Annotated in this window: 21 protein-coding genes; 9 read left to right on the plus strand and 12 right to left on the minus strand. The window is 49.2% G+C overall.

Translation table 11 applies throughout. The annotated features are described in order from the left end of the window. Nucleotides 1-185 precede the first annotated feature (185 nt). The 3 genes from BOC67_RS05580 to BOC67_RS05590 all read right to left on the minus strand — a co-directional run bounded on the left by BOC67_RS05580 (nucleotide 186) and on the right by BOC67_RS05590 (nucleotide 3,345). Nucleotides 186-1,736, minus strand: coding sequence for an Rne/Rng family ribonuclease (locus BOC67_RS05580; protein ID WP_291908160.1), 1,551 nt, complete (start codon nucleotides 1,734-1,736; stop codon nucleotides 186-188). A gap of 453 nt (nucleotides 1,737-2,189) precedes the next feature. Next, nucleotides 2,190-3,032 (minus strand): tetratricopeptide repeat protein, encoded by an 843-nt coding sequence (locus BOC67_RS05585; RefSeq protein ID WP_291908162.1) that lies wholly within the window; start codon nucleotides 3,030-3,032, stop codon nucleotides 2,190-2,192. A 25-nt stretch (nucleotides 3,033-3,057) separates the two neighbouring features. Further along, nucleotides 3,058-3,345: an HU family DNA-binding protein gene (locus BOC67_RS05590; RefSeq protein ID WP_073084475.1), complete on the minus strand. Its 288-nt coding sequence runs from the start codon at nucleotides 3,343-3,345 to the stop codon at nucleotides 3,058-3,060. 220 nt (nucleotides 3,346-3,565) lie between these two features. On the opposite strand from BOC67_RS05590, the gene mutY reads away from it, so the two are divergent. The 6 genes from mutY (at nucleotide 3,566) to BOC67_RS05620 (ending at nucleotide 9,414) form a co-directional block, all read left to right on the plus strand. Continuing rightward, nucleotides 3,566-4,639 (plus strand): A/G-specific adenine glycosylase, encoded by a 1,074-nt coding sequence (mutY, locus tag BOC67_RS05595; RefSeq protein WP_291908177.1) that lies wholly within the window; start codon nucleotides 3,566-3,568, stop codon nucleotides 4,637-4,639. A 119-nt stretch (nucleotides 4,640-4,758) separates the two neighbouring features. After that, a complete protein-coding gene (locus tag BOC67_RS05600) occupies nucleotides 4,759-5,220 on the plus strand; it encodes a single-stranded DNA-binding protein (protein WP_291908179.1) in 462 nt (153 codons plus the stop codon). Between the two features lie 143 nt (nucleotides 5,221-5,363). Beyond that, complete coding sequence (gldE, locus tag BOC67_RS05605; RefSeq protein ID WP_291908181.1) at nucleotides 5,364-6,707, plus strand: gliding motility-associated protein GldE; 1,344 nt, start codon at nucleotides 5,364-5,366, stop codon at nucleotides 6,705-6,707. Between the two features lie 21 nt (nucleotides 6,708-6,728). After that, nucleotides 6,729-7,328, plus strand: a complete 600-nt coding sequence (gldD, locus tag BOC67_RS05610; RefSeq protein WP_291908183.1) for a gliding motility lipoprotein GldD — start codon at nucleotides 6,729-6,731, stop codon at nucleotides 7,326-7,328. A gap of 76 nt (nucleotides 7,329-7,404) precedes the next feature. Further along, nucleotides 7,405-7,974, plus strand: coding sequence for a DUF3109 family protein (locus BOC67_RS05615; RefSeq protein ID WP_291908185.1), 570 nt, complete (start codon nucleotides 7,405-7,407; stop codon nucleotides 7,972-7,974). A 66-nt stretch (nucleotides 7,975-8,040) separates the two neighbouring features. Further along, nucleotides 8,041-9,414, plus strand: coding sequence for a LutB/LldF family L-lactate oxidation iron-sulfur protein (locus BOC67_RS05620; protein WP_291908188.1), 1,374 nt, complete (start codon nucleotides 8,041-8,043; stop codon nucleotides 9,412-9,414). A 1-nt stretch (nucleotide 9,415) separates the two neighbouring features. On the opposite strand, the gene BOC67_RS05625 is transcribed toward BOC67_RS05620, so the two are convergent. The 7 genes from BOC67_RS05625 to BOC67_RS05655 all read right to left on the minus strand — a co-directional run bounded on the left by BOC67_RS05625 (nucleotide 9,416) and on the right by BOC67_RS05655 (nucleotide 20,153). After that, complete coding sequence (locus tag BOC67_RS05625; protein WP_291908190.1) at nucleotides 9,416-10,465, minus strand: energy transducer TonB; 1,050 nt, start codon at nucleotides 10,463-10,465, stop codon at nucleotides 9,416-9,418. A gap of 5 nt (nucleotides 10,466-10,470) precedes the next feature. Then, complete coding sequence (locus tag BOC67_RS05630) at nucleotides 10,471-11,034, minus strand: sigma-70 family RNA polymerase sigma factor (RefSeq protein ID WP_291908192.1); 564 nt, start codon at nucleotides 11,032-11,034, stop codon at nucleotides 10,471-10,473. Nucleotides 11,035-11,204: 170 nt separating this feature from the next. Further along, the gene (gene purH, locus BOC67_RS05635) at nucleotides 11,205-12,719 is read right to left on the minus strand and encodes a bifunctional phosphoribosylaminoimidazolecarboxamide formyltransferase/IMP cyclohydrolase (protein WP_291908193.1); all 1,515 of its coding nucleotides are present in this window, start codon (nucleotides 12,717-12,719) and stop codon (nucleotides 11,205-11,207) included. Nucleotides 12,720-12,731: 12 nt separating this feature from the next. After that, the gene (locus BOC67_RS05640) at nucleotides 12,732-14,654 is read right to left on the minus strand and encodes a ComEC/Rec2 family competence protein (RefSeq protein ID WP_291908195.1); all 1,923 of its coding nucleotides are present in this window, start codon (nucleotides 14,652-14,654) and stop codon (nucleotides 12,732-12,734) included. Between the two features lie 497 nt (nucleotides 14,655-15,151). Beyond that, nucleotides 15,152-17,971 (minus strand): carbamoyl-phosphate synthase large subunit, encoded by a 2,820-nt coding sequence (gene carB, locus BOC67_RS05645; protein WP_291908197.1) that lies wholly within the window; start codon nucleotides 17,969-17,971, stop codon nucleotides 15,152-15,154. 265 nt (nucleotides 17,972-18,236) lie between these two features. Continuing rightward, nucleotides 18,237-19,391 carry an MFS transporter gene (locus BOC67_RS05650; RefSeq protein WP_291908199.1) on the minus strand — a complete coding sequence of 385 codons (1,155 nt, stop codon included), beginning with the start codon at nucleotides 19,389-19,391 and terminating at the stop codon, nucleotides 18,237-18,239. Nucleotides 19,392-19,406: 15 nt separating this feature from the next. After that, a complete protein-coding gene (locus tag BOC67_RS05655) occupies nucleotides 19,407-20,153 on the minus strand; it encodes a DeoR/GlpR family DNA-binding transcription regulator (protein ID WP_291908200.1) in 747 nt (248 codons plus the stop codon). Between the two features lie 83 nt (nucleotides 20,154-20,236). Here BOC67_RS05655 and BOC67_RS05660 point away from each other — a divergent pair, with 83 nt between their 5' ends. Then, a complete protein-coding gene (locus BOC67_RS05660) occupies nucleotides 20,237-20,776 on the plus strand; it encodes a 5'(3')-deoxyribonucleotidase (protein ID WP_291908201.1) in 540 nt (179 codons plus the stop codon). A gap of 8 nt (nucleotides 20,777-20,784) precedes the next feature. Here the strand turns inward: BOC67_RS05660 and BOC67_RS05665 are convergent, their stop codons facing one another. Together BOC67_RS05665 and BOC67_RS05670 are read right to left on the minus strand one after the other, a co-directional pair. Next, nucleotides 20,785-21,324, minus strand: a complete 540-nt coding sequence (locus BOC67_RS05665; RefSeq protein ID WP_291908202.1) for a hypothetical protein — start codon at nucleotides 21,322-21,324, stop codon at nucleotides 20,785-20,787. 139 nt (nucleotides 21,325-21,463) lie between these two features. Next, nucleotides 21,464-22,069, minus strand: a complete 606-nt coding sequence (locus BOC67_RS05670) for a helix-turn-helix transcriptional regulator (protein ID WP_291908204.1) — start codon at nucleotides 22,067-22,069, stop codon at nucleotides 21,464-21,466. 609 nt (nucleotides 22,070-22,678) lie between these two features. Here BOC67_RS05670 and BOC67_RS05675 point away from each other — a divergent pair. Beyond that, nucleotides 22,679-22,831: a hypothetical protein gene (locus BOC67_RS05675; protein WP_291908206.1), complete on the plus strand. Its 153-nt coding sequence runs from the start codon at nucleotides 22,679-22,681 to the stop codon at nucleotides 22,829-22,831. Between the two features lie 182 nt (nucleotides 22,832-23,013). Continuing rightward, a complete protein-coding gene (gene acs / locus BOC67_RS05680) occupies nucleotides 23,014-24,927 on the plus strand; it encodes an acetate--CoA ligase (protein ID WP_291908208.1) in 1,914 nt (637 codons plus the stop codon). Nucleotides 24,928-25,029 lie beyond the last annotated feature (102 nt).

The following is a 25,029-nucleotide window of genomic DNA, read 5'->3' on the forward strand; positions in this document are numbered from 1 at the left end:
GTTATGGATGTGGTTCAACAAATAAACATGACAATTCCGATGCCTGAATAAAGGGGTGATCGATTGCGTAAATGTATGAATTTAATTGAGTTAAAGATGCCGGGAGGTGCATGTTATAAAAATTTAAAGGGAGAGGTAACCGTGGTTACATCTCCCTTTAATAACTTATTGGTGCATCTGATTGTTTAAAGCTTTATTTCTTCTTCGTTCGCATCGAAGAAACGGTATTCCGTGAGGTGGTAATTAGCGTCGGCTTTTACTTTGATCCATTTCTTGAACTGGAAGTACCATTTCCACTGTTTGGATGTCAGGAATCCTTTAGTGAGGTAAGCAAAGAGGATTGGATGTACGTGAATGCTCAGGCCTTTGTGCTGGTGATTGATCAGGTATTGCAGGTTTTTCTCTATATCGTCCATGATAAGCATGGAAGCGCCGATTTTACCGGTTCCTTTACAGGTAGGGCAATCTTCGGCCACGGAGATGGTCACTTCAGGTTTCACGCGCTGGCGGGTGATCTGCATGAGTCCAAATTTGGATATAGGCAGAATGGTATGCTTTGCCCGGTCGAGCTGCATGAATTTCTCCATTGCTTCAAAAACTGTCTTTTTGTTTTCAGGCAGTTTCATATCAATGAAGTCGATGATGATGATGCCTCCGAGGTCGCGCAGGCGGAGCTGTCGGGCAATTTCAGCGGCGGCTTCCAGGTTGGATGCGAGGGCATTTTGTTCCTGGTTGTTGCTGGATGATTTATAACCGCTGTTCACATCAATGACGTGCAGGGCTTCCGTGGCTTCGATGATCAGGTAAACGCCGGAGTCGAGGTTTACGGTTTTACCGAAGGAGGCTTTTACCTGCCGGGTGATACCGAAGTTATCGAAGATAGGCGAGCCGTTATTGTAGTAGTCTACAATATTTTGTTTTTCCGGCGCTATTTTCTGGATATACGTTTTGGTATCGGTATATATATTCTTGTCATTGATCACGATCCTGTTGAAGCTCTCGTTGAGGAGGTCGCGCAGGATGCTGGTGGTTTTAGCCTGTTCACTGAGAATTTTCTGCGGGGCCTGTGCACCTTTGAGGTTGGACTGGATATTTTTCCAGGTTTCCACGAGGGTGGTGAGGTCTTCGTGCAGTTCTGCCGTTTTCTTTCCTTCGGCGGCTGTGCGCACGATTACGCCGAAATTGGGAGGCTTGATGGCTTCCACAATTTTCTGCAGTCTTTTTCTTTCTTCGGAAGAGTGGATTTTTTTAGAAACCGCAACAATATCATTAAAGGGTGTTAACACGATAAACCTTCCGGGAAGAGAAATTTCGCAGCTCAGGCGTGGTCCTTTGGAAGAAATTGGTTCTTTGAGGATCTGAACGAGCAGATTGGGTTTACCGCCCAATACATCAGTAATTTTACCGGTCTTAACTATTTCCGGTTCATTTTTAAATTTAGTGAAATCAAAGCCTTCAGGTGATTTATCATTGAGGGCCTGTTGAGTAAATTTAAGAATGGAGCGGATATAGGGGCTTAGATCCGTGTAATGGAGGAAGGCGTCTTTTTCGAAGCCAACGTCGACAAATGCAGCATTCAAGCCGGGAATCAGCTTTTTAACCTTGCCCAGGTATAAATCGCCTACTGCGAAGTTAGGATTGCCGCTTTCGTGGTGTAATTCTACTAACTTTTTATCTTCGAGTAAGGCAATTTCTACCCCTGTCGGAGCCGCATTTATAATAAGTTCCTTATTCAAGCGTCCAAAATTTTAACCTTTAATACTTCACCTTTGGGCTATGCACACGACTGTATATCACAGCTTGCTGCATACCAGATTTTAGCTGACTATAAAGTTAGCTTATTTCTTCACGTACGTGATGGATTGCTTAAGGGTTCAGCGATCACTGCAGGTAGTATCCGGAGAAATCAGTTGCGGGATCTATGGAAACAACCTGCATGACTTTAGCAATTTAAGAATTAAAGCTAAAATCATGCAGGATATATGAAAATTTTTATCCGATCGCCGCGCCGGGTTAAATATACCTGGTTAGTATAAATGGCGGGAAACTGGAGTAATTATTTCTTACCTTTTTTATGCCGGTTCTTTCTCAGTCTTTTTTTACGCTTGTGAGTGGCAATTTTATGTCTTTTTCTTTTCTTACCGCAAGGCATACGCTAATACGTTTTTAGATGATTGAAAAAATAAATATTATTGAATACTTTTGATATAACTATCTACTTCTTTCTTCAGTTCCGGATCGTCCATGAACTGCTTGCTTTTCTCAAACAATTCGATCGCTTTCTTCTTATCTCCCTTGCTCCTGTAGGATTCGGCCAGTACAAAGATGACCTTCGCATTGTCCGGATGCTTTTGCATCACCCCTTCCAGCCTTTCAATAGCTTTATCATATTGACCGGATGTAATGGCCAGGTTGGCTAAAGTAACCTGAGCGTCAATATTATCCGGGTGTTTTGCCACTATATCCCTGAGGTTGGCTACGCCCTTCATTGGTTCGCCACTGTTCATGTACACCATGGCCTGTGACATTTTGAGCGTATCGTTCTCCGGGTTGAGCGCAATAGCTGCGTCGAACAATTCAATTGCCCGGTCAGCTTCCCATTTGGCAACAGCAGGATTCTCTGCGTGTTGCAGATGAGTTAAAAATAAATTGGCTGCAAAGGTGAGGCTTTTTTCGGAATTTTCCAACTTAGCTGCTTCACCGAGGTAATAAGCAGCCACCGGGGCCTCGTTGAGGCTGTCCCATGCGTTGTAGAGCGCTTTATATGCGGCAATTTGCTGGGTCTTAACGTCCCCACGCACCACATTTGTTTCGATCGTATTTACTTGAAGAAGCTTTTCAGCGGGAATACGCTTCTTGGCTGCATCGAGCAGCTCAGAAAAAGCAATAGGGGCCACCTCCTGTCCGCCCTGCATAGGAGCGGCAGTTGACATAGCTTTTTTGTCCGGTTTGGGTACCGTACGTCCAAAGGCGTATAATACCACCAATAACGCTACAGCAGCACCAATAAGGAGAACTTGTGATTTTCGCATGGCCTAAATGAATTAGGCTGCGAAATTAAGAACTTTTAAGCTTCTTTACCTCAGCAACAAATTCTTTCGATGGTTTGAATGCAGGAATAAAGTGCTCAGGAATCTCCACAGCAACGTTCTTCTTGATGTTGCGGCCAATCTTGGCTGCTCTCTTCTTGGTGATAAAACTGCCAAACCCTCTGATGTAAATGTGTTCGCCGTTTGCAAGTGCTTCTTTCACTTCCTTGAACATAGCTTCTAGCGTTACTAACACATCTACCTTGGGGATGCCGGTTTTTTCAGCAATGTTGTTAATTAAATCAGCTTTTCTCATATAAAAGCGAGAGGATTACTTTACTCTCAAAGTTAATTTAAAATTTTTAATTGCTGAATTTTAAGCAAATAAATTTTACTATTTTTCCTTATACCTGTATTGTGATTATTTCTATTTATTTGCATCCCTGAAAAGGGTCATCAGATATGCCTCCATAGGGTTTTTAGGCCTTCTTTTGCCATATCAATATACTAAATAATTTTATTAAAATAATATATAAATGCGTGCCGCCCGACTTTTTTTTACCGAAAAATTACTGGATTGGAACCAGGAGCTGAATAATCGCTCTATGCCGTGGAAAGGGGAAAAAGACCCCTACCGCATCTGGCTGTCAGAAATAATCCTCCAGCAAACCCGCGTAGAACAAGGCTGGCCCTATTACGAACGCTTCATTGCCCACTACCCCACCGTGTCGGACCTGGCCGCCGCCAACGAGGAAGAAGTATTCCGCCTCTGGCAGGGACTCGGCTATTACGCCCGCTGTAAAAATATGCTCGCCGCCGCCCGGGAAATCCAACAAACCTATCATGGTCAGTTCCCCCGTACACACGAGCAGATCAAGGCCCTCAAAGGCATTGGCCCCTATACGGCGGCCGCCATCGCCTCCTTCGCCTTTAACCTCCCCCATGCCGTGCTGGACGGTAACGTGTTCCGCGTACTCTCCCGCTTCTTCGGTATCGATACGCCAATCGACACGACGGCCGGGAAAAAGGAATTTTCCGACCTGGCGCAGGAGTTACTCCCTAAAGATAATGCAGCCACTTATAATCAGGCACTTATGGACTTCGGAGCGGTGGTGTGCAAACCCCAGCTACCGGAATGTAGCAGCTGTCCGCTTCAGAAAAAATGCGTAGCCTACCACCAACAGCTGGTTTCCCTTCTGCCCGTAAAAACAAAAAAACTCCAGATCAAAAAAAGATATTTCAACTATATAATCGCCTCCTGGCAGGATAAAGTATATATCCGCAAACGTACGGCAGACGATATCTGGCAAAATCTGCACGAATTCGTACTCATCGAATCAAAAGAAGCGGCAAACAGCACCGCGCTCCTGGCAGGAGCGGAATTCCGCCAGCTCTTTGGAGCCGCTCCCTACAAGATCACCCGTATCTCCAAACAATTTAAACAACAACTTACCCATCAAACCATTCATAGTCAATTCATTAACATAGAGCTAGCCCAGCCGCTGGCCCTCCCCGGCTACCAACTAACTCCAATGGATACACTGGACAAGCTGGCCTTTCCGAAAACGATTACCACCTTCCTGCAATCCAAAACAGGACTGCTTTTGTGACACACTGCGAAGAATAATTTTTTTTTGAATTCCGATTGTAAAAAAATATTAACTTTAATAAGGTTGTTTATTTATTAAAAGAAGAACTTTTTATCAATAGACTAAAAAAACCTACAACTATGAGAGGTGTTAATAAAGTAATCTTGATTGGCAATTTAGGCAGGGACCCGGATGTACAATTTTTGGAAGGAAATATTGCCGTGGCCAAATTTTCGTTAGCTACCACAGAAACATTCAAGGACAGAGCAGGTAAACTCATCAGTCAAACAGAATGGCATACAGTGGTTTTATGGCGTGGACTCGCTGAATTAGCGCAGAAGTACCTGCACAAAGGGAGCCTGGTCTATATCGAGGGTCGCCTGCGTACCCGCAGCTGGGAGGATAAGGAAGGCAACAAAAAATTTGCTACTGAAGTTGTAGGTGATAACCTCGTTATGCTCGACAAACGCATGGACCTCAACAGCACCGACCACCCCATACCTCACCATAGCAGCTCAGGTTCCGCTTCCGGAGAAAATTTCCCCAATAACATGGAAATTCCCCCTTCCCTGAACGAACCCGCAGATGATCTGCCGTTTTAAGTAATATTAAAAAAATTTAAGTTTTCATAAGGACGTAATCCCGTAATCGGACATTACTTATATTTGCGTGCATGGAAAATTCCCGCTAGGTAAACACGCTGAATTTTCCATATTTTTGATTCGTTACATCAAAGCTGTAAAACTTGGATATCACTCCGGCAAGCAACATATCCTATCTCCTGCAAACCAACAGCGTTATTGCAACACCTAATGTCGTGGTGTTTTCGCTGGTGATTTTTGTACTATTATTACTCACCTTTATTGTTGCAGGTGCAGAAGTGGCGTTTTTTTCCCTGAACTACAAGGATTTGAACGTCTTAAAAACCAGACAGAATGCCTCCGGCAAACTCATCACCAAGATGCTGGAGAAACCAAAATCGCTACTGGCATCCTTGCAGATCGCCGGCATCGTACTGGGCATCGCATTCATTCTGACCACCAACTTCCTCATTACCCAGATGGAAGACCTGCAGACCCTGCCGGTAGTTTCCTACGTGGTGCGCATTTCCATCATCGCGTTTGTACTCCTGTTCTTTGGCCAGATACTCCCGCGGGTATGGGCCGCCCAAAACAATATACGCTTCGCTACCTACTTCGCCTGGTTCGTCAGCATCGTACACGCTACGCTGGAACCTGTGAGCGATTTCTTCGTTTCCATGAGCGGCAGCATAGAAGATAAATTCTTCCACCGCAGCGCCGGCCCTGTCAACTACCAGGAAATCGACCAGGCCATCGAAATGAGCGTGGACCCGACCGCCTCCCAGGAAGAAAAAAATATCCTCAAAGGCATTCTCAAATTCGGTAATATCACTGTTAAACAGATTATGCGGGGCCGCCTCGACGTGAACGGCATCCAGTACGACCTGAGCTTCTCAGACGTAGTCAAACGCGTGGCCGACCTCCACTATTCCAGGCTGCCGGTGTACAAAGGCAACCTCGATAATATCGTGGGCGTCATCCATACGAAAGACCTGCTGCCTCACCTCGATAAAGACAATACCTTCGACTGGCACGAAGTAATGCGCCAGCCCTTCTTCGTACACGGGCATAAACTCATTGAGGACCTCCTCAGCGAGTTCCAAAGCAGGAGAATGCACTTTGCCGTAGTGGTAGACGAATTTGGCGGCACCTCCGGCATCGTTACCCTGGAAGACATCATGGAAGAAGTAATCGGCGATATCAAAGACGAATTCGATGAAGAAGAATTCAACTACAGCAAAGTCGATAACTTTACCTACGTGTTCGAAGGCAAAACCATGCTCAACGACGTTTGCCGCATTATGAACATCCCGGCCGATACGTTCGAAACCGTAAAAGGAGAAAGCGATTCCCTCGGCGGCTTAATACTGGAACTCTCCGGAAAATTTCCTGACGAAAACAGCGTTATAAGCTACAGCAACTATGATTTTACTGTACTGGAAGTGAATAAAATGCGCATCCAGAAAGTACAGGTAACCATCCGGCCCGATGCTGCAGAACAAGCATAGCCTTTAACGTAGAACTTACCAATGCCAAACAAAAGCCATGCATGGATCCTATTCCTGGCAATACTCATTGCCCTGAATGCCTGTGATACTGTCTATACTCCCAAGCCCAGAGGCTATTTCAAAATCAATTTCCCCGAAAGGAAATATAAAACCTTTGACCAGCCCGGCTACCCGTACACTTTCGAATACCCGGAGTATGCCACCGTGGTGAAGGATACTTCCTTCTTTGGCGACAAACCCGAAAACCCTTACTGGATCAATATCGACTTCCCCACCCTCAACGGGAAAATATATCTCAGCTACAAGATCATCGGCCAGGGCAAAAACAACCTGCAAAAACTCGTGGACGACGCGTTTAAGATGACCTATAAACATACCTACAAGGCGGAATATATCGACGAAAACGCCATCAGCACACCCTACAAGGTGTACGGCACCTTTTACCAGGTAGGCGGCAACGCTGCCAGCGCCCAGCAGTTTTTTGTAACGGATTCCACCAGCCACTTCCTCCGCGGCGCCCTGTATTTTGATGCAGCCCCCAATGCCGACTCCCTCGCGCCGGTCAATAAGTTCCTGAACGAAGACCTGCTGCAGCTGGTAAAATCGCTGCGCTGGCGCTAAAAAAGCACACAATTTCCCGTAACTTTGGGTCTGAAACTAAAACTTGCTGTACCACCGTACAGCCGGACCATACCCAATGATTATTATCGACGATAAGTACATTAGTGACGAAGTAATTGAAGAGCAATTCGTATGCAACCTCTCCGCCTGTAAAGGCGCCTGTTGCGTAGCGGGCGATTGCGGCGCGCCCCTCGATAAAACTGAAGTAAAAACGCTGAAGAAAATTTACCCAAAAATCAAGTCTTACCTGCGCCCCGAAGGTATCCGCGAAATCGAACATACCGGCACCAACACCGTTGATAAGGAATACGGCTACGTAACGCCTATTATCAACGGCGGCATCTGCGCATATGCTTCCATCGATGAACACGGGCATGTGGGTTGCGCGATTGAAAAGGCTTACAACGATGGTGTGGTGGACTGGAAAAAACCCATATCCTGCCACCTCTACCCCATCCGCGTTACTAAATATGAAAGCTTCGAAGCGGTGAATTATGACCGCTGGGATATCTGTAAACCGGCCTGTAAGAACGGAAAAGCTTTACAGGTACCCGTTTATCGCTTTCTAAAAGATGCGTTGATCAGAAAATACGGCACGGAATTTTATGAAGTGCTGGATAATATTGCCCAGAAGCAATACAAATGAGGAAATTATAAATCATAATTCCTCCGGTATAAACTATCTTTATTACGCATTATATCGGATATGCTTATGCACGAAACAGCGTCCACCTTTCTCGAAGAGAGCGAAAAAAAAGCGTCTGATCTAGGTCACCGGCAGACTATCAATTTCAATATAGGAAAATACAATACGGCTGTAAAAGCCGGCAAGCAACAGTTCACGGACCTGATGGGCGCAAGGGAACGCGCCAAAAACATCAAGTGGCGTGCAATTGAACACCTGGACAAACACCTGGAAGAATTCGAGATGAATATCACCAGGCGCGGCGCCAAGGTGATCTGGGCTGAAACGGCCGAGCAGGTGCAACAGGAGATCCTGGCCATCTGTAAAGCCAAACAATGCAAAAGCATCGTGAAAAGTAAGTCCATGGCCACAGAGGAAGTACACCTGAACTCCTTCCTGGAAGCCAACAACATTGCCTGCGTAGAAACCGACCTGGGAGAATATATACAACAGCTGGACGGGGAACCTCCCTACCACATTGTAACCCCGGCCATGCATAAAAGCAAGGAGGATGTAGCCCGCCTCTTCGCGGAAAAGCTGGGCACCGATCCCGGGCTCACCCCCGAGCAACTCACCATGGTGGCCCGCGAAAAGCTCCGGCAAAAGTACCTCGACGCCGAAATCGGCATCACCGGCGCCAACTTCATCATTGCCGATACCGGCTCCATCTGTGTTACCGAAAATGAAGGAAATGCGCGGCTCAGTACCGCCTTTCCCAAAACGCATATCGTCCTGGTGGGTATAGAGAAGGTATTGCCTTCCATTACCGACCTGGCGCTCTTCTGGCCACTACTCGCCACCTACGGCACTGGGCAGCAGGTAACCGCCTATAACAGCATTTTCAGCGGTCCGCGCCAGGAAGGCGAAATCGACGGCCCGGATGAAATGTACGTCATCCTCATGGATAACGGCCGTACCAATATCCTCCAGGATACCACCGCCCGCGAAAGCCTGTATTGCATCCGTTGCGGCTCCTGCCTCAACGCCTGCCCGGTGTATAAAAACATCGGCGGCCATACCTACGGCACTACCTACAGCGGCCCTATCGGCTCCGTCATTACCCCGCATCTCAAGGATATGGGCACGTATATGCACCTGAGCTTCGCCTCATCGCTGTGCGGCAACTGTACGGAAGTTTGCCCGGTACGTATCAACCTGCATGAGCTGCTGCTGCATAACCGGCAAAAAGCCGTGGAAGAAAACTTTACTTCCGGCAGCGAAAAGATGGCCTGGTTTGCCTGGAAACAAGGCTGCATGAGCCGGAAAATGATGAATATGGCCGGCGGTAAAATGAAGAATTTCCTGCTGAAGCGGTTTTTCGCCAAGAGTTGGGGAGATAACAGGGCTTTGCCGGAATTTGCTCCCAAATCCTTCAATCAGCTCTGGAAGGAAAGAAGATAAGCTACTGCTCTGTCCGGAAGTAGAACCTGATGGATACATTCGCCGGCTGACCATTGGCAGCAGGCTTCCATTTAGGCCCTCCCTTGATAATATTTATAGCTGCCTTCGTGGCGGCTATATTTTTGCCTGTTATGACGTTAATGCTGTCGATAGCCCCATCCGGTTTTACCTGGAACACCATATACACTTCACTGCCGGCGATAGCCGTATCGGAAGTGGCGCTTTGCATGGCAATGTATTCCCGGTAAGGTTTCAGGCCCATTACCGGCTCCGGACCGTTTTCCCCTGTAAATACCTCTACCCCGTTTTCCCGGCTTAAAACCGCCTTTTTTGCGCTCACTACAGCCACTCCCGGCATGCGTTCTTTCAACAGCTCGCCGGTACGTTTGGCGCGCTGACTGTCGTACATAGCCATGGCCGGCGCAGCCTGGGGGGCATAAGCCTCGTTGCGGGCGGCTATACTCTTATCCGCCAGCGCTTTGAAGGAATCCGCTGAAGTAGGTTCCTGCTGGCTGTCCATTACTTCCGCCTGGGGCGTACGCATAGCCAGCACCGGGGTTTCCGCCTGCGGCGTGCTGGCGGCTGGCGGCGGTGTTGCTTTAGGTGTGGCAGGGGCCTTGGCGGCATCCGTTACCAGCCCCGCGGAAGGCGCAGCCGGCGAAGGCTGCCCGGCCGGTGGCTCCTCCGCCTGCTTCGGCGGTACACCGGCGATCTGCGGCTTTACGGCCGGCTCCCTGAAGAGGAACCAACCACCGGTAGCAAGCAGGAGCAGTATGGCCGCTGCGGCCGCATAGCGGTAATACAGAGGGCGCACTTTTGCCTGGGCCGGCGCCACGCGGGCGTTCAGGCGGGCATGCAGTTCGTCCAGGTTGGGTTGCTGATCGGGCGGGGCCGCTTCAAAACCTTCCAGCGCCTCGGCCAGGAACGGATCGTCCAGGGCCTGGCGTTCCAGGGCGTGCATAGCTTTGTCGTCCAGCTCTCCTGCGAGATACCGGCGGATCAGCTCCTGGTTTACTGACTGGTTTTTATATGGCTGTTGCCCATTATTCATAGCGTCTATTTAATCAGATCAGCGTGCTGATCCATACAAATTTTCAGGTTACGCTTACCGTTCTGGATATAGCTTTTTACTTTATTCATATCGTACCCCGTGAGGGCGCTCACCTCCCGGTAGCTTTTTTCCTGGAGGTAGAAGAGGTCCACACTGCGCTTTTGCTCTTCCGGCAAGGTTTCCAGGCACTTTTCCATGGCCTGGAGGTTATCTTCCAGGGAGGTTCCGTGGTCATGATGCGGAATTTCCCCGTTTTCCATAACGAGGTTATCGTCGATGGAAACCTGTTTGGATTCCCTGTTTTTCATAGACCGCAGCTTCATCAGGCAGTGGTTGCGGGAAAGCACATGCAGCCAGCTTTTGAAGTTTTGGACTTCATGCACCTTCAACTTGCCGATCAGTTCCTCGAATATCTGCATAACGGCGTCCTTGCTGGCATCTTCATCAAAATACTTCAGGCATACCCCGTACACCAGGTTCATGTAACGCTGGTAGAGGGCGGCCAGTACGTCGAGCTTGCCGGAGCGTTGGTACTCCGCAATCAAGTCCGCGTCTGTGGCGTCTTTCATTATATTTTGATGAATAAACAACGTGCTAAGGGTCTGTTATGGCAGCAATAATAGGAATTCTTTCAGGCATAAAAAAGGGGCCGGGTAAGAAGGCGTACCTTCTACCCGGCCCTGTTATACCTATGAGGAGATGTAAAGCGGTTTTCCCCGTGCAGGTATGGCAGCTTCCATTAGTGTCTGAAGTGGCGCATACCGGTCATTACCATTACCATACCGTTCTGCTTGCAGAATTCGATGGAGTCGTTATCACGAACGGAGCCACCAGGCTGGATTACAGCGGTGATACCTGCTTCGTGGGCAATGCTTACGCAGTCATTGAACGGGAAGAATGCATCGGAAGCCATCACAGCGCCTTTGAGGTCAAAGTTGAACTGTTTGGACTTTTCGATGGCATGGCGGAGGGCATCGATGCGGGAAGTCTGTCCGCAGCCTTTACCCACCAGTTGTTTGTCACGAACGAGGGCGATCGCGTTGGATTTCAGGTGTTTGCAAACGATGTTGGCAAATTCCAGGTCTGCTCTTTCCGCGGCGGAGGCAGGGCGTGCGCCAACGTCGTTCCACTCTTTATAGTTACCGTTGTCGGCATCCTGCAGCAATACGCCGTTTAATACGTTTTTGTACGCGTATTTGGCTTTTACCGGCTGTTTCTGCTCCAGCAGGATACGGTTTTTCTTGGTCTGTAATACCGTCAGCGCGTCCGCGTCGAAGCCCGGTGCAATCAGGATTTCGAAGAAGATTTCGTTGATGGATTCAGCGGTTTGCTTATCGATTTGCTGGTTGGTTACCAGTACGCCGCCGAAAGCGCTTTCCTTGTCGCCGGCGAGGGCCGCGTCCCATGCTGCTTTCAGCGTCGGGCGGGAAGCGATACCGCAAACGTTGGTATGTTTGATAACAGCGAAGGTAGTTTCGGTAAACTCCTGGATCAGCTGGCAGGCAGCGTCTACATCCACGATGTTGTTGAAGGAAAGCTCCTTGCCGTGCAGTTTGTTGAAAGTTTCGTCCAGGCTGCCGTAGAATACGCCGCGCTGGTGCGGGTTTTCGCCATAGCGGTTTACCTGTCCTTCTCTTACGGACACCTGGAAGTAGTCGCCCGGTTCGTTGTTGAGGAAGTACTGGGAAATGGCCACATCGTAGTTAGCGCAAACTTCAAATGCTTTAGCAGCAAAGTTTCTGCGGTCTTCAATGGTGGTAGCGCCATTGTTTTCGGTCAGTACTTTTTCCAGGTCAGCATACTGGTCTTTAGATGCAACGATCACTACATCTTTGAAGTTTTTACCAGCAGCGCGGATGAGGGAAACGCCGCCTATGTCGATTTTCTCAATGATCGCCTGTTCTTCCGTCGTGCTTTTTACTGTTTCTTCGAAAGGATACAGGTCTACGATCACCAGGTCAATTTCCGGGATCTCGTATTGTTTCAGCTGCTCCAGGTCCTGCGGATTTTCGCGGCGTGCCAGGATGCCGCCGAAAATTTTAGGATGCAGCGTTTTAACGCGGCCGCCGAGGATAGACGGGTAAGCAGTCAGGTCTTCAACTGCTACGCATTTCACGCCCTGGTCTTCTATAAATTTCTGCGTACCACCGGTAGAGTAAATAGTTACACCCTGTTCACCCAATTTTTTAACAATGGTCTCCAGGTTATCTTTATAGAAAACGGAGATCAGCGCTGATTTAATTTGCTTTTGCATGTATGGAAAACATTAGAAATTAATAACATAGGCTCCCTGGTCCGGAACCGAAATGAAGCGCAAAGTTAAGACGTAACAATCATTTTTCCACTGTTCAATCCTTTGCTTACTGTTCCCTGCCCCTATGAGGAGGGTATCAAAATCGTACAGGGCCGCTATTTGCCTAATATCCACGGGGGGATTACGTGTCAATAAAATATAATTCGTCCGGAATTTTTTTGGCGGCCTGGCGTCCGGCAGCGTGGTGGAGATGCGCACCGTCCGCCGGCCCTGATGCAGCGTATAGTGCTGCACGTGACAGGGCTGCGCTGCCGGCTGCCATTGCAGCCACAGCACGGTCAGCAGGGCCAGGTTCAGGCAGCAGATCAGGGCCAGCCGCGCGGCGGCAAAGCGGTGGTACCAATACAGCGCCAGGGCTGCCAGGGCCAGGTATTGGAGTACCAGCAGCAGCCTGTTACAGGGGAGGTCCGTTAAGAGCGACAGCGGCAGCTCCCCTATCTTACGCACACTGCAGTTCAGCAGCCAGATCACGAATCGATTACCGCGTCCGATCCATTCTGCCAGAAACGGGACGGGCGTCAGCAGCAGCATTAGTATTTCCCCATAAATAATAAAAGTAGACAGTGGCACCGCCACGAGGTTCGCCAACAGGAACCAGGTGGGAAACTGATGGTAATAATAGAGGCACAGCGGCGTGGTAAGCAGCTGCGCCGCGAGGGTGAGCGCCGCCATCTGCCAGAGGTAGTCCAGCCATTTGTACCGGCAATGCAGGCGCTGGTAAAGCTTTTGCTGGAACAGCAGGATGCTCAGCACGGCCAGGTACGACAACTGGAAGCCTGTATCTATGATCAGGTAAGGGTCTACAGCCAGCAACACAAATGCGGATGCCGCCAAAGCGTTGTAGATATTGCTTTTCCGGGCCAGCACAAACCGGCCCAGCGTAGTGGCGGAGAACATCACGGCTGCGCGCAGGACGGAGGCGGAAGCGCCGGTCAGGAACGTGAAGCCCCAAAGGAAAGCGAGTATCAGCAAGGCTTTGAGCAGATCGGTATAGCGCCCGCGGGGCAGCCAGGCCAATGCCAGGAGCAGCGAAGCGTAGAGCAGCGAGAGGTGCATGCCGGAAATAGCGATCACGTGTACAATTCCCGTATTGCTGTAATCCCTGACCAGCGCCTTATCCAGCCCCTGCCTGTCCCCTATCAGCAATGCCGCGGCCATTCCGGCTTCCGGGCCAGGGCCTATATAGCGGTTAAACGCGCGGATACAAAACGCCGAGGCCTCGTACAGCCACCGGCTGATGGGGTTGACCGGCGCCGTTCCTGCAGGATGGTAGCCGGTAAAGGGCAGGTACAGCTGGTGGTAAATGCCCTTGTCCGCACAATAGCGCTGGTAGTCAAACCCTGCTCCCGGCCTGTTTCGTATAGGCGACAGCGTGTGGGCCGTCAGCAGCAGGCTGCCCCAGCGTATGCTGTCCGTCAATCGCTTATCGGCATTTACATTTATTTTCCCCTTCGGGGAGAAGATACGGCCGTTATGCTGTATGTACCTGACCTTCGCTACAAAGCTGCTATGGTGCTGCCGTTGCAGTGGCGGCGCTGTAACTTCCAGCAGTACCCTGTCCCCCGCGTGGTAAAACTGCTGATAAAACGCAGGATGGCGCCGCTCGTCGGCCAGGTATAAACGCAACGCCCCTACGAAAAGCAGGCATGTCCACAGCAGCAGGGCCTGCCCGCCTCTGAGCCGGAAGCGCCATTCCGCCGGCACGCGCGGGTACAGCCAGGCGGCGGTCAGCAAGGGTATGGCCAACAGGAACGTATATACGTGCATGTCCGTGTAATATTGCAGCAATATTCCCGCGGCAAAGGGAATCACCACCCTGATGAAAGGAGTTGAACCCCTGGTTTCGGGGCTTGATAAGGAAGATTCAAATAACATCGATGGGCTAACAGTTTATGCATTAAAGTTAGTAATCCGAAGTATGGAGAACCTGAATCAGATGTTAACTAAAACGATTTTTTCGGTGGGGCATATTAATATATGGGCACATGAAAATTTTCCTGTCACTGCACTTTTAGCGCACCTGCCGGTCAAGATTAATATTTTCACAAAATATTAACAGTCAATATATTTAATATTAATTATTTATTCATCTGTTATTGATTAGTTAACATCTTCTTTAAATATAATATTATTTGTAAACTGCATTACCGGTCACGCTATTTGACTTCAACAAGAATCAATAGTCGTGTCTTTAATGGTTATTTTGAGGGAAAAGAAGGAGCCTGATTTTTATCAGGCTCTATTTTTTTTAAGGGCTAAACTGATAGTTTTTTAACAGTTAGCGCTCCTGCTACTTTGCATTAAAATGCCGGGAAAATAAAACAGCCCTTCAGCAATGCTGAAGGGCTGTCCGTTTTATCTTACCTACCTGGTTATTTGCTCAGGTACATACTTTTCTCTTTGTAGAGCTGTCTGAAGTAAGGATCGCGCAGGTCTTTAATAAAGCGGATCGCTTCACCGGTAGATTTCATTTCAGGTCCGAGTTCTTTGTTTACGCCCGGGAACTTGTTGAAGGAGAACACGGGTTCTTTGATGGCAAAGCCGGTCAGTTTTTTCTCGATCTTGAAATCAGAGAGCTTTTTGGCGCCGATCATCACTTTGGTAGCGATGTTCAGGTAAGGCACCTGGTAAGCTTTCGCGATGAACGGCGTAGTGCGGGATGCGCGGGGGTTAGCCTCGATCACGTACACGTTACCGTCTTTAATTGCGAACTGGATGTTGATCAGACCGCGGATATTGAGTGCGCGGGCGATTTTTTCCGCGTAGTATTCCATGGTGGTTACTTCGATCGGAGTCAGGTTGAACGCCGGCAGCAGCGCGTGGCTGTCGCCACTGTGGATACCTGCAGGTTCAATATGCTCCATCACACCCATTACATGGAACTGCTCACCGTCGAAGATACCGTCGATTTCCGCTTCCTGGCAACGGTCGAGGAAGTGGTCGATCAGGATTTTGTTACCCGGCAGGTGACGCAGGAGGCTCAGTACGGATTCTTCCAGTTCTTCCTCGTTGATCACGATACGCATACGCTGACCGCCGAGTACATAGGAAGGACGCACCAGTACAGGGTATCCTACTTCTTTGGCTACTTCGATGGCTTCGTCGGTGCTGTAAGCGGTACCATATTTAGGATAAGGGATACCGAGTTCTTTCAGCATATCGGAGAAGCGGCCGCGGTCTTCCGCGATGTCCATATTATCGAAGGAAGTACCGATGATTTTCACACCGTTTTCTTCCAGGCGTTTAGCGAGTTTCAGCGCCGTCTGGCCACCCAGCTGTACGATCACCCCTTCCGGTTTTTCCAGCTCGATGATTTCCCAGAGGTGCTCCCAGAATACCGGTTCGAAGTACAGTTTGTCTGCCATATCGAAGTCGGTAGATACTGTTTCAGGGTTACAGTTCACCATGATGGCTTCGTAACCGCAATCCTGGATCGCCTGCAGGCCGTGGGTGCAGCAGTAGTCGAATTCGATACCCTGGCCAATCCTGTTCGGACCGGAACCGAGTACGATGATTTTCTTCTTCTCTGTGCTAACCTTGCTTTCGTTTTCGGTATCGAAGGTGGAGTAGAAGTAAGGCGTTTTAGCTTCGAACTCTGCGGAGCAGGTATCTACCATTTTATAGGTACGAACGATGCCGTTGGCTTTACGTTTAGCGTACACTTCGGACTCTTCGCAGTTACCGAAGAGGATAGCGAGTTGTTTATCGGAGAAGCCCATTTTCTTGGCGTCGCGGAGCATATCTACCGGAACGCTTTCGAGGTCGTGCTCAGCCAGTTGTTTTTCCAGCGTAACGATATCGTTGATCTGGTGCAGGAACCAGCGGTCGATATACGTTTGCTGGTGGATATGTTTTACGGATACGCCTTCCATGAGGGCATCCTTAATACGGAAGATGCGATCCCAGGTCGGGCGTTTCAGTTTTTCGAGGAGTTGTTCGCCTTTCAGCATGGACTTACCGTAGTAGCCGAGGCCGAGGGCATCGTTTTCGAGGCTCTGGCAGGCTTTCTGCAGCGCTTCAGGGAAGGTGCGGCCGATGGCCATTACTTCACCTACAGATTTCATTTGCAGTCCTAAGGTATCGTCAGCGCCTTTAAACTTGTCAAAATTCCAGCGCGGCATTTTCACGATCACGTAGTCCAGCGCAGGTTCGAAGAAAGCGGAAGTAGTTCTGGTGATCTGGTTTTCCAGTTCGTCCAGGGTGTAGCCGATTGCCAGTTTCGCAGCAATTTTTGCGATAGGGTAACCGGTTGCTTTGGAGGCCAGCGCAGAAGAGCGGCTCACGCGCGGGTTGATTTCGATGGCGATGAGTTCTTCTGTTTCCGGGTTGAGGGAGAACTGTACGTTACAACCGCCGGCGAAGTTGCCGAGGTCGCGCATCATCTTCATGGCTTTGTTACGCATGTCCTGGAAAGCGGTATCGCTCAGGGTCATGGCAGGCGCCACGGTGATGGAGTCGCCGGTATGGATACCCATAGGGTCCAGGTTTTCCACCGTACAGATGATCACCACGTTGTCGTTTTTGTCGCGCAGCAGTTCCAGCTCATATTCTTTCCAACCGAGTACGGCTTTTTCCACCAGTACTTCGTGAATCGGGGAAGCTTTCAGACCGCGGTCCAGGGCTTCATCGAGTTCATCCTTGCTGTGTACGAAACCTCCACCGGTACCACCGAGGGTAAAGGAAGGACGGATCACTAACGGGAATCCGATTTCCTGTGCAAACTCTTTACCTTCCAGGAAGGAGTTGGCTGTTCTGGCAGGCGCTACGGGAACACCCAGCTGGATCATCCACTGGCGGAATTGTTCTCTGTCTTCCGCTTTGTCGATAGCTTTGATGTCCACACCAATCAGGCGCACATTGTATTTTTCCCAGATACCCAGTTCATCCACTTCTTTACAAAGATTCAGCGCAGTCTGCCCACCCATAGTAGGTAACACGGCATCTATCTGGTTTTCTTCCAGGATCTGCTCAATGCTTTCCACGGTCAGTGGCAGCAAATAAACCTTATCGGCCATCATTGGATCTGTCATGATGGTCGCGGGGTTGGAATTAATCAAAATCACTTTTATTCCTTCTTCGCGCAGCGAGCGTGCTGCCTGGGAACCGGAATAGTCAAATTCGCAAGCCTGACCAATAATAATAGGACCAGAACCGATAATGAGAACAGATTTGATAGATGAGTCTTTTGGCATTTGTGTAATCTATTGAAAATGAAAAACCAAATTGATTTTTCTGCCAGCGATGGAGTCAAAAAAATCGTGCAAAGTTACGGAGAATAGCGATTACTGCACAATAAAATTTTAATTTTTTCGGGGCGGCTGTTTTTTGCAGGGAAATTTTGTATTATATAAGCGGAAAAGGTTATTTGAAGCAGCGGTGTAATGCGGTAGATGCCGGTTGCGGTTTTATACTGCCGGCTACAATAATTTCACAGCACCTGCTGCCTGCCTTATCAACCTAGATCTTTATCCTGCTTGCCAGCACCGCTATCAACGCTCCCATCACAGCAATCATCGTAAACGAAACAGACAAGCTGCTTACCTGCGCCACAAAACCAATTAATGGCGGGCCGCAAAGGAAGCCGAGATAACCGATGGTGGAAACCGTTGCCAGCGCCATCCCGGGCGACATCAGCTTTGTTGTACCCGCGGCGCTGTACACCAGCGGCACAACGGAACACACACCTAACCCCACGAGCATAAACCCGAAAATAGCCGAGAAGAAATAAGGAAATATAACCGCTATCAGCAGGCCGCCGGCAGTGAGCACGCCGCTGGCGATCAGCATAAACCTGGCGCCGTATTTTACCCGCAGGCCATCGGCAATGAACCTGCCGGTAGCCATCGTGGTCATGAAAGCAAATGAGCTGGCCACTGCAAAGGACGGATCTATTTTCAGTACCCGGCGGAAGTAGATGATACTCCATTCAAACATCGTCCCCTCGCAGATCATGGAGCAAAAGGCAATTATTCCGAGCGTCAGCAGGAAGGCGTCCGGTTTTGAAAACAGTGGTTGGTTGGTGGAAATATTACTGTCCTGCTGGATGATGCGGGAAGATGCCAGCGCTATGATGGTCCACCCCATCATAGCCACAAAAAGGAAGTGATAAACGGGTGGTATCCCCAGCGCTACCATGATCCAGCCGATGCCGATGCCCGCGGCTCCTGCGGCGCTCCACAAGCCGTGGAAGGATGCCATGATGGAGCGGCCGTACATGATTTCAACGGCTACGGCCTGCGTATTCACAGCAATGTTGGCGAGGTTGCCGCTAAAGCCGAACAACACCAATGCGCCCATGAGCTGCCATGGCGCGGTGGCCAGGCCCAGCAGGGGTAATATGGCGGCATAGGCGATGGCGGCATTGACGACTACCTGCCGGCTACCGAATTTGGAAACCAGCACGCCTGCCGTGGGCAGGGAGATGATGGAGCCTATGGGCAGTGCGAGCAGCACGGCGCCCAGTCCGGCGTTGTTCAGGCGCATGGATTGCTGGATGTCGGCAATGCGGGACGTCCAGCTGCTGAAACATAGTCCGGTCAGGAAAAACAGGGCGCTCACCGCAATGCGGATCATTCGTTTGTCTGCAGCCTTTAAGGTAACCTCATTTATCATGTAGGATCGTTGATGTTATATCACCTGGATGCCCAGGTTAATGTATGGTTGGAGGGAAGGTAGTTCGGGCTTGTCCGTCACGATGGTATCAATGCCCTGTATGTCGCAGACCTTGTAAGGCTCGGCGGTACCCATTTTATCGCTGGTGGCGAGGGCGATGGTTTTATAGGCGGATGCCACCATTTCCCTTTTCACATCAGCTTCGTTGAGGTCCAGCCCTGTGACGCCGGCATCCGGGTGCAGGGAGCATACGCCGAGGAAGCAGAGATCTGCCTTTATGCGCTGGAACATTTTAATGGTTTCCAGGCCGCCGGCCGTCTGCGAGTCCTTACCGATGCGGCCACCGGTGAATATCAGGTCGATGGATGGATGATCCACGAGCTTTGCCGCGATGGGCACGCTGTTGGTAATGACGGTGGCCTTCAGGTGCGGCGGCAGTATCTGTGCCAGCATGAGTGTGGAGGTACCGCCATCGATGATGATGGTTTGCCCGTCGTGTATGAGCGAGAGCGCTTTGGAAGCGATGTGTCGCTTATCGTCCTCATGGTACACGATCCTTTCCTTGAATGAATACGGATTGGGCGAGTGTGGGATGGCGCCGCCGCGCACCTTTATCAGCTGGCCGCTTTGCGCCAGCGCTTCCAGGTCCCTGCGGACGGTATCTTCCGATACCTGCAGGTCGTTGCTCAGCTCCGCCTGCAATACTTTATGATCTGCCTGTAACTTCTTTAATATATAGTCCAGCCTTTCCTCTTTCAGCATAATCTTGCCATTTTCTGCAATATTATGAAATAATTTGCGATAATCTGCCAAATTTTGCATAAGTTTGCAAAAAACAGCAAAATATGGCAAGAATAGCAATTGATATGGACAATGTGATGGCCGACTTAACTGCCCACATGATCCATTTGTACGAACAGAAGCACGGCGTAAGGGTAACCAGGGAATCGTTGAACGGCCATCCGGATGGCGGCGGTTTTCCGATAGAGGGTGAGACGCTGAAATTCATTCACGAGGAGGGCTTTTTCCGAAACCTGCCGGTCATGCCGGACAGCCAGGAGGTGATCAGGGCCCTGATGGACAAGCACGAGGTATTCATCGTATCTGCCGCCACGGAGTTCCCTTTATCCCTGAAGGAGAAAATTGACTGGCTGGGCGAGCACTTCCCTTATATCAGCTGGAGGAATGTGGTGTTATGCGGCTCCAAAACCATTGTGGAGGCGGATTATATGATTGACGACCACGATAAGAACCTGCGTTATTTCAAGGGTGAACGATTATTATTTACAGCGCCTCACAATATTTACCTGACTGATTACAAGCGGGTGAACAACTGGAAAGAGGTGGCTGAATATTTTCAACTGGCGCCTGTGCTGGTGAAATAAGCCGGTGGTCAGGCTTGTTGCGGTTGTTTCTTTTCCAGTGCCTTCAGTTTCCGCAGGCATTGTTGTAACTCCATACATTTATCCAGGTAGGCTTCCATCCAGTTTACTTCCTGCAGGGCCGTTTGCGGGTTCTCAAAGTAGGAAGGATCCAGCTGGATGGCGTCGGCCAGTTGCTTTAACTGCGCTTTGGTCAGGGTTTCCTGGTCCGTCCAATTATACAATTCATCCGTCTTAATATTCAGTGATTGGGCTACCTGCTTTGGTTTCAGCTTATTCATAGCGAAATAAAGCAGGAGTCTTTCGCCCTGGTGAGGGGCGTTTTGGCTGCTCAGGGAGTTCCAGTTCAGGAATTCTTCCTGGGTGATAGGAATCGCCTGGAGTATTTTCATCAATTTTTCCGTTTTGATTTTGGGTTTAAGGAAGTTGTCGTACAGGCCTGCCCGGGTGTATCCGGTCATCTTTGCGAAGGTGGTGAGTACAAACTTTTTATCTCTTAAAATACGCCTTAATCGTATCCCATGATGGATCTCGTAATGAGTCATTCTCATAATTGTAACGCCGTGCTTTTTGAGTCTTTGGGGGGAATTCACGGCTATACAAATATAGCTATTTGTAGTTACAATATAACAATGTCTATCATTCTAATTATTGACAAAAAGATTTCATCGTGATACGCAGCGTATCAAATCAGCGGGTTTTTGAAACTTTTTTCACTTCCTGTAGTTCCCGGCGCAGCTGAATCACTTCATCCTTAAGGTTATTGTACATGCGGAGCAGTTCGTTATGGTCTTCAAGGAGCTTATAATATTTCTCTCTTTGGGTCATCATTTCTTCGGAATCGCTGTTTCTGGCTTCGGTAACGGTTCCGGGGTTCAAAAACGCCTCCAGGCTTATATCTACGGCTTTTGCTGCCCGTTCCAGCTCACTGGGCGAAAAAGTCTGTTTTTCGAACAAATTGTACATGGTCCGGCGGCTCATATCCATCCGTTCTGCGAGGCGGCTGCGGTTGAGTCCTTTTTCGGCAATAATGGCCAGTAAGCGTTCGCCATGGTGCAGGTTTTTATCCTGCGCTATCAGCTGTGCGCCGTTCCAGCGCATGAACTCTTCCGTAGTGATGCCAATGATGGTGCAGAAACGCTCCAGGTTGGCTCTTTTCATATCACTCTTCCGCAGGTGATAATGCGCTATCTGGTTGGTGAATCCGGCTTTCTTGGCAAAGTCGATGACTTTAATCTTCCTTTGTTTCAGAATCTGCTTTAACCGCTGCCCCATGTGTATCAGGCTCGTCTGCATCGTTAAGTTTTTTGTTTACACGGACTGCCTCCGGACCTCCCCGGCGACAATCGCCGTATAATTTAGCAAAAAACTTGCGCATGATGATAATTAAATTATTATTTCAAGAAATTTATAATTCATAAATCCCCCTTTTACGGCTCTAACGCCGACGGTTAAACGAAGAATTCTGATAAAAATTTTCTCATTTTTTAAAAGGAATATTTATTCTGCAAATGGAATTTCAGTGTCAGGCTTCTTCCTGACAATTTTTAGTCATTTTTGAGAAATTTTGCCCGCGCCCAGCAAGGCCCTCCATAAGAAAACCCGCTACAGCACTGTATTACAACAAACAAATAATGATTAAAAAAATGTAACTCTAAATTGTTACATTTTAAATCATTATAAATATATTTGCTTACACAGCAATTATTCATCCTTTGTAAAACAATATGTTTTATGTTACCCGATCTCAAACCAACCATACGTTCGAAGGTCATTAGATCAATGCCCAAAACTGCAAAAAATATATTGGCAACATTTCATGCCCGGCTATCAGACGTTCCGATTACGTTTCGGGAACGTGTTTGTAAAGAATGCAGATGGAGTGTACCTACATTCTATCGAAAGATGAGATTGAGAGATAAACCGGATGATAACGGGGAAATGAACTTTGCCCTGAGTAACGCGGAAAAAGAAAAGATCATCGCAGTCCTGTTCGAAGTATTACAGGAAGCGAACCAGTATTTTTCAAGGGTCAAGAAGAAAAAGACTTCAAAGTGACGCTTTAATTTCAAACAATGAGTACCTCGCTTTACATTCTTGTAAGATGAGGTTTTTTCTTTGTACAAAACTTTAACAAATAACCCTGTTGCTTAGATTTTCTCTAGCAAACTTCCATTTTTTCTTAAATTTAAAGCCCGTTAGGAAATGCTTGTACTTAACCAATTAACAATTACGGTGCTATGTCGTACCCATACCAGATCAAGAACATTGAAGAATACCAGCAGGCTTATCAACAGAGCGTAATGGACCCGGAAGGGTTCTGGGCCAATATTGCAGACCATTTCATGTGGCGCCGCAAGTGGGATAAAGTGCTGGATTGGAATTTTAAGGACCCGGAAATTAAGTGGTTCCAGGGCGGTAAACTGAATATTACCGAAAACTGCCTGGACAGACACCTCGGTACCCTCGGCAGCCAGCCGGCTATCATCTGGGAACCAAACGATCCCGAAGAAAGACACCGCATCCTCACCTACCGTGAATTATATAATAAAGTAGTCCAGTTCGCCAATGTACTCAAAAACAATGGCGTTAAAAAAGGCGATCGCGTATGTATATACATGGGCATGATCCCTGAACTGGCCATCGCCGTACTGGCCTGCGCCCGCATCGGCGCCATCCACTCCGTGGTATTCGGCGGCTTCTCCGCACAGTCTATTGCCGACAGGATCAAGGACGCTTCCTGCAGCCTGGTTATCACCTGCGACGGCGCTTACCGCGGCAACAAGGACATCCCGCTGAAATCCGTTATAGACGACGCCCTCATGGGATGCCCTACCGTAGAAAAAGTAATCGTGTGCACCCGCACCCGCACTCCCGTAAGCATGCTCAAAGGCAGGGACGTATGGTGGGAAGATGAGATCAAAGCGGTAGAAACCATGGGCAACCCGCCGGTAGCAGCGGAAGAAATGGACGCGGAAGACATGCTCTTCATCCTCTACACCTCCGGCTCCACCGGTAAACCGAAAGGCGTCGTGCATACCTGCGGCGGTTACATGGTGTACGCCAACTACACTTTTGTAAACACATTCCAATACCAGCCGGGCGAAGTGTACTTCTGTACCGCCGATATCGGATGGATCACCGGCCACAGCTACATTATTTACGGCCCTCTTTCCGCAGGCGCCACCACCCTCATGTTCGAAGGGGTACCTACCTACCCTGACGCCGGCCGCCTCTGGGAGATTGTAGATAAATTCCGTGTCAACACCTTATATACCGCGCCAACAGCCATCCGCAGCCTCATGGGCTTTGGCCTCGGCCCTGTCAACCATAAAGACCTCAGCTCCCTCCGTAAACTGGGCTCCGTAGGCGAACCTATCAACGAAGAAGCATGGCATTGGTTTAAAGACAATATCGGTAAAGGCAGATGCCCGATCGTAGATACCTGGTGGCAGACAGAAACCGGCGGTATCATGATCACGCCAATTGCCGGCGTCACCAAGGAAAAACCGGGTTATGCCACCCTCCCGCTGCCAGGCGTACAGCCTATCCTGGTAGACGAAAACGGGAAGGAAATCAAAGGCAACGGCGTAAACGGCAACCTCTGTATCAAGTTCCCATGGCCTGGTATGCTCCGCACTACCTATGGGGATCATGAGCGTTTCCGCAACACCTACTTCTCTACGTACGAGAACCTCTACTTCACCGGCGACGGCTGCCTCCGCGATGAGGACGGCTACTACCGCATCACCGGCCGTGTAGACGACGTGCTGAACGTGAGCGGCCACCGCATCGGCACCGCCGAAGTGGAAAATGCCATCAACATGCACGCCGGCGTGGTGGAAAGCGCGGTAGTAGGCTATCCGCACGACATCAAAGGCCAGGGTATATACGCCTACGTAACCATGGAAAAGCTGACCCACGACGCGGAACTCACCAAAAAAGACATCGCACAGACTGTAGCCAGGATCATCGGCCCTATCGCCAAACCGGATAAAATCCAGTTTGTAAGCGGCCTGCCAAAAACAAGGTCCGGCAAAATCATGCGCCGCATCCTGCGCAAGATCGCTGAAAATGATATGGACAACCTCGGCGATACCTCTACCCTCCTCGATCCGGGTGTGGTAGAAGAAATCAAACGCGGTAAATTGTAATACCTATATATAGCAGCTGCCACTGAAAGGCAGCTGCTTTTTTATCCACACGCCTGCACCGTTTTTATTGGTAGCTTCGCTATATACCGTGGTCTGCCACCG

The organism is Chitinophaga sp. CB10 (assembly GCA_001870995.2).
In the GTDB taxonomy this organism is placed as follows: Bacteria; Bacteroidota; Bacteroidia; order Chitinophagales; family Chitinophagaceae; genus Chitinophaga.

Bases quoted from the DNA above. Each gene is read 5' to 3' on its own strand.
- BOC67_RS05585 (WP_291908162.1), bottom strand. From the start codon at position 3,032: ATGCGAAAATCACAAGTTCTCCTTATTGGTGCTGCTGTAGCGTTATTG.
- BOC67_RS05590 (WP_073084475.1), bottom strand. From the start codon at position 3,345: ATGAGAAAAGCTGATTTAATTAACAACATTGCTGAAAAAACCGGCATC.
- mutY (WP_291908177.1), top strand. From the start codon at position 3,566: ATGCGTGCCGCCCGACTTTTTTTTACCGAAAAATTACTGGATTGGAAC.
- BOC67_RS05600 (WP_291908179.1), top strand. From the start codon at position 4,759: ATGAGAGGTGTTAATAAAGTAATCTTGATTGGCAATTTAGGCAGGGAC.
- gldD (WP_291908183.1), top strand. From the start codon at position 6,729: ATGCCAAACAAAAGCCATGCATGGATCCTATTCCTGGCAATACTCATT.
- BOC67_RS05615 (WP_291908185.1), top strand. From the start codon at position 7,405: ATGATTATTATCGACGATAAGTACATTAGTGACGAAGTAATTGAAGAG.
- BOC67_RS05620 (WP_291908188.1), top strand. From the start codon at position 8,041: ATGCACGAAACAGCGTCCACCTTTCTCGAAGAGAGCGAAAAAAAAGCG.
- BOC67_RS05625 (WP_291908190.1), bottom strand. From the start codon at position 10,465: ATGAATAATGGGCAACAGCCATATAAAAACCAGTCAGTAAACCAGGAG.
- BOC67_RS05630 (WP_291908192.1), bottom strand. From the start codon at position 11,034: ATGAAAGACGCCACAGACGCGGACTTGATTGCGGAGTACCAACGCTCC.
- purH (WP_291908193.1), bottom strand. From the start codon at position 12,719: ATGCAAAAGCAAATTAAATCAGCGCTGATCTCCGTTTTCTATAAAGAT.
- BOC67_RS05640 (WP_291908195.1), bottom strand. From the start codon at position 14,654: ATGTTATTTGAATCTTCCTTATCAAGCCCCGAAACCAGGGGTTCAACT.
- carB (WP_291908197.1), bottom strand. From the start codon at position 17,971: ATGCCAAAAGACTCATCTATCAAATCTGTTCTCATTATCGGTTCTGGT.
- BOC67_RS05650 (WP_291908199.1), bottom strand. From the start codon at position 19,391: ATGATAAATGAGGTTACCTTAAAGGCTGCAGACAAACGAATGATCCGC.
- BOC67_RS05655 (WP_291908200.1), bottom strand. From the start codon at position 20,153: ATGCTGAAAGAGGAAAGGCTGGACTATATATTAAAGAAGTTACAGGCA.
- BOC67_RS05660 (WP_291908201.1), top strand. From the start codon at position 20,237: ATGGCAAGAATAGCAATTGATATGGACAATGTGATGGCCGACTTAACT.
- BOC67_RS05665 (WP_291908202.1), bottom strand. From the start codon at position 21,324: ATGAGAATGACTCATTACGAGATCCATCATGGGATACGATTAAGGCGT.
- BOC67_RS05670 (WP_291908204.1), bottom strand. From the start codon at position 22,069: ATGCAGACGAGCCTGATACACATGGGGCAGCGGTTAAAGCAGATTCTG.
- BOC67_RS05675 (WP_291908206.1), top strand. From the start codon at position 22,679: ATGAGATTGAGAGATAAACCGGATGATAACGGGGAAATGAACTTTGCC.
- acs (WP_291908208.1), top strand. From the start codon at position 23,014: ATGTCGTACCCATACCAGATCAAGAACATTGAAGAATACCAGCAGGCT.